Here is a 12,514-nt window from a genome sequence, read left to right as displayed (position 1 = left end):
CGTCAGACGAGCTTACGTCGAGTAGACAGTCTGCCCTTTGAGAAGCTGATCCGCGAGAAAAGCCGCACCAACGGCGGCGGCATCGTTCCTGTAGTGTGCCATCGAGAATTCGATGCCCTCAAACAGGAGCGGCAGAGAACGCCGCTGAGCAACGCGCTTCATTTCGTCCATGAGCAGCCCTGACTCGGCAACTCCGCCACCCAGCACGACCATATCCGGGTCGAGCGTGTTGATGAGTGCCGCAGCCGCCCGGCCAAGGTAGCGGGCCGCCCGCTTGAAGGCTTGTTGTGCCAGTAGATCTCCATGATGAGCAAACTCGGAGATTGTCCGGGCCGACGCTGCGTCTTTCATCGTCATGAGACTCTTCGACCCCTTAGCCAGTGCGCTCTCGACATATCGCTCGATACCGGTTCCGGAAGCGGTGGTCTCGAGACAGCCATGACGGCCGCAGCCGCACAGCAGGCCACGGTCGACCATGGGAAGGTGCCCTATCTCGCCTGCAAAGCCGTGGCGACCAACATACAGGTGCCCGTCGACAATGAACGCTCCGCCAACACCAGTCCCGACAGCGAACATCACGACATTGCGGCGACCGACGGCGACCCCGCTGACCCACTCGGCGAAGAGCGCGCAGTTAGCATCGTTTTCCAGATACGCCGGGGCACCGGTGAACCCACCGACGATATCAGCAAGCGCCACATCTCGCACGCCGGGCATATTGGGAGGAAACAGGAACACGCCGTGCTTCTGGTCGACCATGCCGGCACACCCGATACCCGTACCCATGATGGCAACCCCTACATCTGCCGCCCGCCGACGGAGGTCACCCATCCCTTGCAGAATGAGTTCTGAGAACTCCCGACTGGACCGGGCAGCATATGGCAATACCACCCTGTATGCAATGGCATCACCCGACCAGAGGATGAACGTAACCTTGGTCCCGCCTATGTCCACACCTGCTACAGTGCGCACCGTCGCCCTTGATGTGTCCATGCCGCCAACCTCTCAATCAATTTCGTACGCGACGTTACTATTCAAGTTATTGTAGGATGACAGCATGACCTGTCAAGCCGTCGAGCAAGCCCCTCAGTGACGGCGTTCCTCTCGAACGGTCAAGAAATCGTATGGATTCTCGAGGAAATCGTCCAGCACGACCGTCATCGCCCCAAGAAGAGTGCTGTTTTCGGACAAGGAGGACAGCGTTATAGAGACCTGATCGGCGACGTGGTAGAAGCAACGTTCGGCGATGATGCGTTTCATGGGCTCCAGAATCGGGGCACCCAGAGCCGCCACCTGGCCCGTCACGATGATACGCTGAGGAGCAAGGAGGTTCACCAGATTGACCATGGTATATCCAATGAGCTCTCCCTTCTCTTTCAGAACCCCCAGCACCTTGGCGTCTCCCTCGGCAGCCAGTTGCTGAAGCTCCGCAAACGACAGCTGCCGACCCACCTGAGCGGAAGCGTCTTCGAGAATGCCGCGCAGTCCGGCATATAATTCGACACACCCCCGATTTCCACAGTCACACCATTTTCCGTGGCGGCGGTCGACCGATGTGTGGCCGATTTCGCCCGAGACTCCGAAGTTGCCCGTGTACAAGCGCCCCCCGGCAATGATGCCGGCGCCGATACCGTAGCCAAGATGCACTAGCACAAAATCAGAGGTATCACGACCTTGACCAAAGAACTTCTCGGCAACGGCTTCAGCGTTCGCATCATTGATGACGAATGTTGGAAAACCGAAGCGCGTCTGCAGCAGCTGCCGGACCTGGAGGTTGCGGATCGATGGAAAGTTCGGAACACTGATGACGACGCCCGCTTCAGAGTTGATGAGGCCGGGCGCGGAGAAGCCCACCCCGATAATCTTCACACCCCGGTGACGGTTCAGCAGTTCCTGCACGGTCTCCAGCACTCTCTCGAATTCCGTCTTAATAGAGCCCCTGGGATCGATGGTCCGCTCCGTATGGTCAAGAATACCACCACCCAAGTCCATGAGCGCAGTTCGGACATGCGCCCATGAGAAATCGATGGCCACAATGTAGCGCGACCTCCCGTTGAAGTGCAGCACGACGGGTTTGCGGCCTACTCCCACACTCGCTCCCGGCGATTCGGTGACGACACCCTGTTCGACAAGAAAAGAGACGATGCGTGAGACCGTCGGAGCAGTCAGCCCTGTAAGTCGGACCAGATCCGCCCGCGAAATGTCGTTTGTCCCATGAACGGTCCGGAGGATACTGGAGGTATTCTCGGCCTTGATACTGGTCTGGTTCTTGCCAATGTGTTCGCTTGCCCTGGGCTTTGTAGCCATGACATCTCCTCGTTGCAGCAATATGCGCAGACCTCTAGCAGGAGCAAGTATAGCAGCAATCGCATAAGAGTCGCAGCGGCGCCAGCCAACCCTTCTTCGACTGACGCAACGCCCCCGCGCTTGTCTCCAAGCGACTCGTGTGAACTGCACACACGCTTGTAAACAGGGCGAATCAACGTACAATTTGTATGATAATTGCTTGATTGACACTGAACGAGGAGCAGTACATGCCAAGCACGATAGACGAAATCCGTACAGACCTGGAGACGCGGTTGACTGCCGCTCGCAATGCTCAGGACGTTCGAAATGCACAGATCGAGTACCTGGGAAAGAAGGGCACAGTCACAGCGTTGCTCAAACAGATTTCGGGTGTGGCCGAGGACCAGCGCAGACAGTTCGGCGAGCAAGTCAATGCACTCAAGCAATGGGCAGCGCAAGCGATCGAGCAGAGACTGTCCAATCTGTCTTCCACGGCGCGCAGGTATGACATCGACTTTTCTCTGCCGGGGCAGCTCATGCCTGCCGGCAAGAAACATATCCTCACGCAAGTCGAGGAGGAGGTCGAGTCCGTCTTCCTTTCCATGGGATTCGACATAGAAGAGGGTCCAGAAATCGAGCAGGAATACTACAATTTCGAGGCGCTCAACATCCCCGCGGACCACCCCGCGCGCGACATGCAAAACACGTTCTACCTGGCGCCCGGCATGCTTCTGCGTACACACACGTCGCCTATTCAGGTCCGGACGATGAAACGTGAGAATCCGCCCATACGGATGATTGCCACCGGCAGATGCTATCGCCGCGACGCGGTGGATGCAAGCCATACTCCCGTGTTCACGCAGGTCGAAGGTCTCGTCATCGACAAGAGCATCACGTTCGCAGATCTGAAGGGAGTACTCCAGGAATTCGTGAGAGGAGTATTCGGCTCATCCACCAACGTCAAGCTCCTTCCTTCATTCTTCCCATTTGTCGAACCGGGTGCTGAGACCGCAATCTCCTGTCCCATCTGTGGAGGCAAGGGCTGTCCAACCTGCAAGAACTCCGGATGGATCGAGATGGGCGGCTCAGGCATGGTCCACCAGAACGTACTGCGGGAGGTCGGATACGATACCAGCATCTACCAGGGATTTGCGTTTGGGTGGGGCATCGAGCGGATAGCCATGATCAAATACGGCATTCGTGACATTCGCATGTTCTACGACAACGACCTGGATTTCCTGGGTCAGTTCTGAGGTGACTGGATGAGAGTCAAGCTGTCTGCGCTGCATGCCGCGATCGATTTTGACTACACTCCCGAGGAACTGGTCACAAAACTGGGCGACGTCGGTATTGAAATCGAATCGACGGAAAGGACCGATGTTCTGTTCAGGGACGTCTTCGTTGCGCGGGTCATGCGTACTGCCCCCCACCCGACACACCACAGGCTTCAGCTCATAGACCTCGACCTCGGTCCGCGCGGAACGACCAGTGTATACACGGCCGCCACCAACGTGCGTGAGGGTGACATCATCCCAGTGGTGATTCCAGGTGGCAGGACTGCCGACGGCATGGACATCGCGACGCGCATGTTCGGTACCGTAGAATCGTTCGGTATGCTCTGCTCCTGGAAGGAACTGGGACTCGACAGTGACCTCCTGTCCTCCGAAGAGAAGGAAGGTATCCTACATCTGGGGTCGGGAGCGATTGTCGGGAGCCCCTTCGAGGAAGCCTGGCCCGTAGGAGACACCGCCTTCGAGGTGAGCGTCACACCTGATCGGGGCGACGCCCTGTCGGTTCTCGGATTGGCCCGGTGGATCGAAGTGCTCAAGGCAAGAGATGCGGATCAGCCGTTCGATATGGGCGACATCAAGCTACCGCTGCCCTCAGCCCTTCCACACGCCCGGAACGACGGAGACCTGGCTGTGACAATCAACAACCAGTCCCTGTGCAGTTCCTACATCGCTGTCCTGGTACAGGATGTTGCCTCTGGCCCATCGAGTCACGCTTTCCGGACTCAGCTTTACCAGTTGTGCGTCCGTCCTGTCAGCAGGATTGTCGATATGACCAATCTCTGTCTGAAACAATACGGACAGCCGACTCATGCGTTTGACTACGATCGCCTTCAGGAGCATCGTATCATCGTGCGGACGTCTCTGCCCGGCGAGACCATTGTCACACTGGACGGCGTGTTGCGCTCCCTCGAACCAGGCACGCTCGTCATCGCAGATGCTGCCGTTCCAGTGGCCGTCGCCGGCGTCATGGGCGGACTGGCATCCAGCGTCACGGCTGCGACGACCCGCATCGTCTTCGAGATTGCACACTTCGATCCGAGAGCAGTCGCACACGCGAGCAGGCACCTCGGCATCAAGTCAGATGCAGCTTATCTCTACGAGCGTGGCACCGATCCAGGGCTCACTGTCAGCGCCGTCCCTTCGGTTCTATCGGCACTCGTCCGCGAGCAGTGTCTCGGTTCCTATGTCTCGCGTGTAGCTTCTGCTGGAATTCCTGTTCCTGCGAAGCTACCGCTGAATCTCGGTCTGGATCAGGTGAATGGCTACCTGGGTTCCAACCTCGACGCTACAGACATGCAACGACTCTTCGGCTATGAAGGAATCGCGTCGTCGGTCACGGGAACAACCTTATCGGTGACACCGCCATCGTTCCGTGGCGACCTGACATCCTGGCCAGAATATGTCGAAGAAATTGTCAGAATGGAGGGCTATGACGAGTTTCCCTCACACGTGCCGAACCTTGCCCTGCGCCCCGGTTCAGAGTCTCCCCTCAAGGCGCTCTGTAAGCGACTGCGCCAGATTCTCGTCGGCATTGGGCTCGTCGAATCACGCACTGTCAGTTTTGTGCGGGAGAGCACGGTAACCGCGATGGGCCTGCCTCCGGCACCGCTCCTGCTCAACCCGCTCACGGTAGACTGGGATGCTCTGCGCCCCACAATGGCTGTTGGCCTTGCAGGAGCCGCGGTGCGGAACCTGTCGCGGGGCCGCGAGGGCTTCGCCTCGTTCGAGATTGGCAAAACGTTCAGCGTTCGTGGCCAGTCGTTCGACGAGGAGACGAGGCTTGGCATTCTTCTTGCAGGCAAGTGGCAAGATGCGAACTGGACGACGCCCGCCGCCAGCACCAGCATCTTTGTCCTGAAGGGCATCATCGAGTCAGTTCTTCGCGATCTGCATGTGCCCTGTAACGTCGTGTCATCGGATAGTGCAATCCTGGAGACTGGTGCAAGCGTCCTGGTTTCCTCGGAAACCACGGCACTGGGCACACTCGGCATTCTCAGGCACGACGTCGGTGCTCTCCTCGGTCTGGAACGAGACACGTTCTACGCCGAGTTTTCCGTCGATGCCCTGTTGAAGAGTATCCCAGCTATCGGTTTCAAGGAGTTTTCCAGGTTCCCGTCGATCCGGCGTGACATCGCTGTCCTGGTGGACAGTAGCATGACAGCCGGCCAATTGCAGGCGATCATCACTGAAAATGGCGGCCCTCTGCTCAAGACAATTGTCGTGTTTGACAGTTTCCAGGGGGACAGTCTACCGACAGGCAAGAAGAGCGTGGGCTTCTCGATGGAGTTTGCCTCACCCGACCGAACACTATTGGGCGATGAGGTCGATATCCTTGTTAGCTCTGTCGAGGCCACCCTCGCAACTCGTGTAGGGGGCATACTACGAAGAACCCGGGTATAGAGGCTCAGCAAGCGATTCGCGCATACACGTACGGCAAGGTCGGTTTCGACCGTATCCAGGAGGCCTTGGCATCCCAGGCCGAGTCGGCGCTGGGTGCTGAAGAGTCACGTGCACTCGCTCCGCTCGACAGCATTGATGCCATCAGGGCAGCTCAGACCGAGACCGATGAAGCGTCTTCATATCTGGAGCGGTTCGGTGATCTGACCCTCAGTAACCTCCTTGACGTGAGGGCCGAGCTGGACAAAGCCAAGATCCGTCTACAGCTCGCTGGGCAGGAAGTGTGGAAGGTTTGCGTCGTCCTGAACGAGCTGTCACGTGTGCGAAAGGCGTTCGTGACGATCAAGGACCTCTATCCCTCACTGTTCAGCATCTCCCAGGACGTCAAGCCGTTTTCGTCTCTCGCACAAGAGATAGAACGATGCGTCAATCAGGATGGAGACATCCTCGACGACGCATCGATCAACATCGCAGCCATTCGTCGTGAGAAAATCGAGCTGCAGAAGACCATCAATAAGGTGCTCCAGGATATCCTCGGGAGCGAAACCTATGGCCGTGCCGTTCAAGACCGCATCGTAACGATGCGGAACGACAGGTACGTGATCCCGGTGAAACGAGAGTTCAAGGATGCAATTCAGTCGGTTGTCCACGACCAGTCCGACAGTGGCATGACCCTGTTTGTCGAGCCCACACGGGTGATCGACCTCAACAACCGGCTGCAGATCCTGCAGTCCGATGAGAAGAAGGAGATATCGCGCATCCTCCTCTACCTGACAGACCTCATCGCAAAGGCCGCCCCAGATGTCGAGAAATCGCTGAACGTGGCGGGTCACCTCGACTTCAGTCTGGCCAAGGGACGTCTGGCTCGATCGTGGAATGGCATCAAGCCGTCGGTAAGCCCCAACCTGGAAACCAACCTGCGCAACGTCCGCAACCCATTCGTCGCAGACTGCGTCCCGGTCTCTTTCTCCATTGGCAAGGACTACTTCATGGTGGTCATCACCGGCCCGAACACGGGAGGCAAGACCGTTGCCCTGAAGACCCTTGGCCTTACGGTCCTCATCAGCAAAGCGGGTCTATTCATCCCTGCTTCGGACGGATGCACGGTTGGCCTCTATGACGAGGTTTTTGTCGACATCGGCGACGAACAGAGTATCGAACAGAGTCTGTCGACGTTCTCGGCGCATACATCGAACATCGTCCGTATCCTCGGGCAGGCGACCCGGTACTCACTTGTCCTGCTGGATGAACTCGGCGTTGGCACCGATCCCGAGGAGGGCTCCGCCATCGCAACCGGCATCGTCGACTTCCTGTACCAGAAGCGAGTCACGACGGTCATCACGACGCACTACAGCAGCCTGAAGCTCCTCGCGTACCGGTATGACCAGGTACGAAACGCTTCCGTCGGATTCAACGTCGAAACGCTTCAGCCGACCTACGAGCTCATCCTTGGCTCCCCGGGCGAAAGTCATGCGTTCATCATCTGTGAGAGACTGGGACTCCCCGAAGCCGTGCTTGCGCTCGCCCACGATGAGCTGAGCAAAGAGCACAAGGCAACCACCGAGTTGATGAGCCGCATCGTGACTGATTCCCAGGAGATCAGCCACACCAAGGAAAGCCTGAACGTGAACCAGCAGGAACTCGCGAAGCTGCGGGACGATTACGAGGGAAAACTGGCTCTGCTTGAAGCAAACGAGAAACAGGAGCTCAAAGCAGCCCATAGGGAGGCTCAACGCATCGTCGACGATGTCAGCAGGCGCATGGACGATCTGATGAGGCAATTTCAGGACAGCCTCAAGAACCAGCCGCAGGCCGCCCGCGATGCCAAGCGGGAGGTCGAAGCGACACGCGAGGAGCTTGTCCAGAAAGCGGAGCCGTATGAAGAGAAGCCCCCATTCACACCCGTCGAAGAAATCGTGCCGGGTGATCTGGTCATCATTACCTCGGTCAACAAACAGGCCATCGTCATCGATGTCATGAAGGACAAGCGCAAGCTTGTTCTCCAGTCGGGTTCCATGCGTACGACGGTGCCTGAAGCACAAGTGCGCAAGCTGACCGAACCCGAGCTCAACTCCTATCAGAACCGCGCCATGCAGTACAGTGGAGCGCGTGAACCGACACTGCCGTTCGTCCCCATGAAGATCGACCTGCATGGGAACCGTGTCGACGAGGCGCTCGAGAAACTCGACAAGTACATCGACGTCGCTTACCTGTCAGGCCTTTCATTCGTCTACATCTGCCACGGCAAGGGTTCGGGCATCCTGCGAAAGCAGATCCATCAATTCCTCAAGACCCTGCCAAGTATTGATCACTTCAGCTTTTCGAACCCCGAAGAGGGTGGCGATGGGGTGACAATTGCCTACTTCAAGTAGAAAGGAACCATTTGAAAAACGAACAGGAACTTGTCTTCTTCGACCTCGAAACAACAGGCCTCGATCAGGCTTCCGATCAAATCATCGAGATTGGTGCCGTGAAGGTACGTGGAGGCAAGGAGGTCGGACGATTTGAGCAGTTCTGCCGCCTGAAGGAAGGGGCGCGTCTGCCCGAATTCATCTCTGCCCTCACAGGGATAACCCCTCTTGACCTCGAACCAGCAGAACCCGTGGATCAGGTTGTCGACCAGTTCCTGCAGTTTGCGGGTGGCAGTCCATTGCTGGCGCACAACTCCAGCTTTGATGAAGGTTTCCTGCGCAGAGCGCTGCACGGTCAGCTCGCGAATCCTGTGTTTGACACCCTGGAACTCGCACGCATCTTCTTCCCAGACCTGCAAAGTCATAGTCTTGTCGCGTTGGTCGACTCGCTCGAAATCAAGAAGGAGGAAGCTCACAGGGCTCTCGGAGACAGTCTCTCCTTGTTTCGCTTCTACCGAAAACTGAAGGACAAGATCGCGCAATCCGCACTCCCCGATGCCATCGTGCAGCGAATCCAGCTTCTCTATCCGGTCGTGGCAGACCTGGGGCTGCTGGACACTGGCGATACCAGAGCGGCGGTTCAGCCGTCTGAGATGGCAAGCCTGGAAACTGTTCTGACGGACCTCGATCTTTCCCGTCTGCCACACCTGAAAGCTCTGAAGCCAGGCGTTGCCAGCGACACAGTCTCTCCAGAGATGGCGTTGCTGACTTCCGGCCGCGATGTCCTCCTGCAATGTGAACCTCAGTCACTTCGAGCCCGATACCTTGGGGATATCCAGGCATCCGCACGCCCCGGCGCCGTGCTGCTGCGCGCGCCTGCAGCCATTGAACCGCTCCTGGAGGACGCACGACCTGGAGACGCGCGACCGCTCTGGATATCGCAGGAGAGCCCCAACAACCTCGTCTGCCTCATGCTGCTCGATGGAGCGACCCGCAGTGCTACCATGCGTCGCGAATTCGGCTTTGAGCTCTCGGCTCTCATCGTCTATGAATGGGAGACACGCTCAGTCTTCATCCCAGGCATGCCGTTGTTCCTGAAGAAGTCCCGCCTTGTCAATCACATATCCGCAGCTCACTGCCAGCTCGAGTCGAGCTGTCCGTTTCATGATGTGTGTCCCGTCCGGGAATCGCTGGCCCATGCGCGTGTCGCCCACCTCCATGTAACCGACCTCGCCGAGGCACCACACGTATTCCATGAACTTGGCGAGTCGACACCAGTTCTGGTCTCTTCGCCTGAAACTGAGAAACTCATGAGTGACGTGCTCGACGTGCCTGAGGTACAGGTCACCTCGATCATGTTGCGCATTATCGCCGGTGTTGCAGGCGAGCGAGGCGAAGTTCCAGGTCTCGCTATTGTGGCCGATCTTGCTACACGCGCCGGGACTCTTCTTGAGGAGCTCTACGTGCATGTGACCCACCAGGAAAACGCCGGGGTCCGAGGGCGCATTACAATCGGCGAAACGCTCTGGTCTGCCAGCGAGTTCGCAGCGCTCAGATCCACGGCAGACGCAATGGTGGAGGCCTTCGCGAACGCAGGGGAGACACTGCCCGCTACGATGCGAATGGCATACCTGACGCAGTGTCGTGACCTTGCTTCTGTTCTGAACAATGCAGACAACCCTGCCTACGCCGTATGGATGGAACGTCAGGGTCAGGAGATCATGCTGGCGAGTACCAGGACGGTCCTTGCCTCACGCATCCGAGCGTGCAACGCCCACGTCCAGTTCCTCCTCGCCGGGACGAGCGTATGTCCTGCCGGCGACGAGCGATTTCTGCCCGAGACATTCGGCCTCACAGGTTCCGAGGCCCCCGCCGTTGTCGTCGACCGTGAGCCGGACGGCCCTCGCATCCCCACGTTTGTGACACTGCACCTGCCCAAGCCAAACGAGTCCGGATTCGAAAAGAACGGCGCCCGTCTCATTGCCGAAACGATGAGACGCTTCCCCGGAAAAGCGATGGTCGCCTCGAACTCTCTCGAGACATTGCACCGCATGCAGTCATTTCTTGCACGCGAGCCTGGACTGGCCGAATACAGCCTGCTGCTTCCCAAGAATGGGCACACACGTACGCAGCTCCTGGAACAGTTTGCCGGCCAGAACAAAGCCATCCTGCTCATCCCGTTCGACTACCTGAGCTTCGGCGACATCATATCGGCGAAGTTCCTGTTTGTCACCAAGCTGCAGTTTCCCAACTCGTTCCTTCCAACGGTGACGCGCCTCAAACAAGCGCTCAAAGAGAAGCGGGGTGATGCCTTCCGGCAGTTCGACCTGCCCTATGCACTTGCCCTGCTGCAATACACATTGCACCAGATGGATCCGCACACCCTGCGAAGTGTCTTCATGCTGGACAACCGGAGTTTCAGTTCAGCCTACGCAGATCGTATCCGGACTGTCCTGCCGACGCCATCGCTGTTTCTGCCTATGGAAAACCAGGAGAGCCTCTTGCAGCATCTCGACCGGTGGATACGCAACCAGACTCTCTGAAGCATTCATCAGACCTCGTAGAAGAACCGCACCTCGGCGTCCGGCAGCTTCCTCAGCTTCGCTAGCGTGACCTGCATCTCAGGAATTCGAAACGCAAGTACTGATACAACCTCCCAGAGGAACACCCACGTACAGACAGTGAGTCCCGTCTGTATGTGTTCGTGTAATGCAGCGATGAACGTACTTGATGTAGATGCATTCGTTACGCCTAACTTACCGACAATCTGTATCATCATGAAAAGTACTGCTATCAAAATCCAGATCACTGCACGTTCTTCTACTGGAGCCGTACCCAATTCATCAACTACACCATAATGAGTGCCAAGACAAACTTCGACACGATATCGACCTTTCTCATCCATGTCGTCGTAGAACTGGAGAGTTGCCGGCTTCAAACTCATATGCCCAACTTCCGTTTTATTTATATGGCAGTCAGTATGAGCAGCACTTCTGCATGCTGCAAACCAATTGATACCTACACAGGTAAATGCGCACTACTCAAAAGCATATCGAAGTAGAGTTCGTTTTCCGAAGCTAAGCACAGAGCTCTTGCAAAAAAATCCAGCCCGCTATAGCATAGGCAAGAAGAGAGATGAAATGATGTTGTAGCATATGGTAGATTGTTATGTAAGGAGAAAGTATGCAAGACTGGCAGGAACAAGTACGTGCACTGCTCGGCGGTGCTCAGGGAAAATTTGGTGTCTATGCCGCAACACTGACAGTTCCTTTATTCGAGTATCAGACTTCGAGCGTATTTCCGTCGGCAAGCACCATCAAGGTGCTCATCATGGCCGAGCTTCTTCGACAGGTTGAAGCAGGAACTCACGCCCTTACCGAACATCCTGTCCTCCCGACAGCTCCAACAGGTGGATGCGGCATCCTCGAGTTCCTGAGTTCCGATTATCGCCCTGACCTTATGGATCTTCTTCACTTCATGATCTGCTCAAGTGACAATAAGGCTACAAATGTGCTCATCCGTCTCACAGGAATGGATGCCGTCAATCAGTTGGCAGTGGACATTGGTATGACCAATACAAGGTTACGCCGTTTTATGATGGATACCGAATCGGTTCAGCAAGACATTGATAATACAACGTCTCCAGCAGATATGGGACGTTTCTTCAAATTACTTGCCTGCAATGAATTGGTCAGTTCCAGGGCGTCCGCTACAATGAAGACAATTCTCGGCCACCAGCAATTTGCGGATATCATGATGTTATTTTTGCCAGAAGGAATACGTGCTGAACACAAAACTGGCGGGCTTCCCGGATCGGTCCTCGATGTCGGACTTGTCTATGGTGCCAGGGATCCCCTCATCCTGTGCCTTATGGCGACACAACTGGCCAATAACGGTGAAGGAGCAGTTATTCTTGGGAAAGTCGCTGCAATTACCTATACAACTGGAAAGGAGGAACGCGCTATATGAAAATCGTTGCCATAAAATGTCTTTCAGTGAGCATTCCCCGGCTCAAAGAACTCAAGGTCGCCTATGCGACGCGAACAGTTTACAACGGAATTCTGTTGCAACTTGTTACCGATATCGGTCTTACCGGGCTGGGAGAAGCAGCTCCCAATTTCGAAGTCTGCCATGAGACAATGGAGAGCACGGCTCAAGCTTTCCGGGCTATGGCTCCCCTCGTCCGAG

8 protein-coding genes and 1 pseudogene are annotated in these 12,514 nt (G+C 56.6%); 6 read left to right on the top strand and 3 right to left on the bottom strand.

Features of this window, described 5'->3' with window-relative positions:
* Nucleotides 1-12 precede the first annotated feature (12 nt).
* Both SMC1_RS00295 and SMC1_RS00290 read right to left on the bottom strand, forming a co-directional pair.
* Nucleotides 13-993, bottom strand: coding sequence for an ROK family protein (locus SMC1_RS00295; RefSeq protein WP_119084819.1), 981 nt, complete (start codon nucleotides 991-993; stop codon nucleotides 13-15).
* Nucleotides 994-1,086: 93 nt separating this feature from the next.
* A complete protein-coding gene (locus tag SMC1_RS00290) occupies nucleotides 1,087-2,307 on the bottom strand; it encodes an ROK family transcriptional regulator (protein ID WP_119084818.1) in 1,221 nt (406 codons plus the stop codon).
* A gap of 227 nt (nucleotides 2,308-2,534) precedes the next feature.
* Here SMC1_RS00290 and pheS point away from each other — a divergent pair, with 227 nt between their 5' ends.
* From pheS to SMC1_RS00270, 4 genes are read left to right on the top strand one after another with little or no spacing between them, the layout of a single operon-like run.
* Entirely contained in the window at nucleotides 2,535-3,539 is a 1,005-nt protein-coding gene (gene pheS, locus SMC1_RS00285) for a phenylalanine--tRNA ligase subunit alpha (protein ID WP_119084817.1), read from the top strand.
* A 9-nt stretch (nucleotides 3,540-3,548) separates the two neighbouring features.
* On the top strand, nucleotides 3,549-5,978 hold the full coding sequence (gene pheT, locus SMC1_RS00280; protein ID WP_119084816.1) for a phenylalanine--tRNA ligase subunit beta: 2,430 nt from the start codon (nucleotides 3,549-3,551) through the stop codon (nucleotides 5,976-5,978).
* Nucleotides 5,975-8,347, top strand: coding sequence for an endonuclease MutS2 (locus SMC1_RS00275; protein WP_119084815.1), 2,373 nt, complete (start codon nucleotides 5,975-5,977; stop codon nucleotides 8,345-8,347). The genes pheT and SMC1_RS00275 overlap by 4 nt, the downstream gene beginning before the upstream one ends.
* 11 nt (nucleotides 8,348-8,358) lie before the next feature.
* A complete protein-coding gene (locus tag SMC1_RS00270; RefSeq protein WP_119084814.1) occupies nucleotides 8,359-10,869 on the top strand; it encodes an exonuclease domain-containing protein in 2,511 nt (836 codons plus the stop codon).
* Between the two features lie 8 nt (nucleotides 10,870-10,877).
* Here the strand turns inward: SMC1_RS00270 and SMC1_RS00265 are convergent, their stop codons facing one another.
* Complete coding sequence (locus SMC1_RS00265; RefSeq protein WP_119084813.1) at nucleotides 10,878-11,270, bottom strand: hypothetical protein; 393 nt, start codon at nucleotides 11,268-11,270, stop codon at nucleotides 10,878-10,880.
* A 239-nt stretch (nucleotides 11,271-11,509) separates the two neighbouring features.
* On the opposite strand from SMC1_RS00265, the gene SMC1_RS00260 reads away from it, so the two are divergent.
* Together SMC1_RS00260 and SMC1_RS10385 are read left to right on the top strand one after the other, a co-directional pair.
* Nucleotides 11,510-12,295, top strand: coding sequence for a serine hydrolase (locus SMC1_RS00260; protein WP_119084812.1), 786 nt, complete (start codon nucleotides 11,510-11,512; stop codon nucleotides 12,293-12,295).
* A pseudogene (locus SMC1_RS10385) lies at nucleotides 12,292-12,514 on the top strand (hypothetical protein); the annotation flags it as partial. The gene SMC1_RS00260 and the pseudogene SMC1_RS10385, both read left to right, overlap by 4 nt.

This window comes from Candidatus Cryosericum septentrionale (genome assembly GCF_003570995.1).
Classification (GTDB): domain Bacteria; phylum Caldisericota; class Caldisericia; order Cryosericales; family Cryosericaceae; genus Cryosericum; species Cryosericum septentrionale.
Note: the sequence above shows the minus strand (reverse complement) of the source record. Positions and strands in the feature narration are given on the sequence as shown.

Coding starts and splice junctions, on each gene's coding strand:
- pheS (WP_119084817.1), top strand. CDS start 2,535: ATGCCAAGCACGATAGACGAAATCCGTACAGACCTGGAGACGCGGTTG.
- SMC1_RS00265 (WP_119084813.1), bottom strand. CDS start 11,270: ATGAGTTTGAAGCCGGCAACTCTCCAGTTCTACGACGACATGGATGAG.
- SMC1_RS00295 (WP_119084819.1), bottom strand. CDS start 993: ATGGACACATCAAGGGCGACGGTGCGCACTGTAGCAGGTGTGGACATA.
- pheT (WP_119084816.1), top strand. CDS start 3,549: ATGAGAGTCAAGCTGTCTGCGCTGCATGCCGCGATCGATTTTGACTAC.
- SMC1_RS00260 (WP_119084812.1), top strand. CDS start 11,510: ATGCAAGACTGGCAGGAACAAGTACGTGCACTGCTCGGCGGTGCTCAG.
- SMC1_RS00290 (WP_119084818.1), bottom strand. CDS start 2,307: ATGGCTACAAAGCCCAGGGCAAGCGAACACATTGGCAAGAACCAGACC.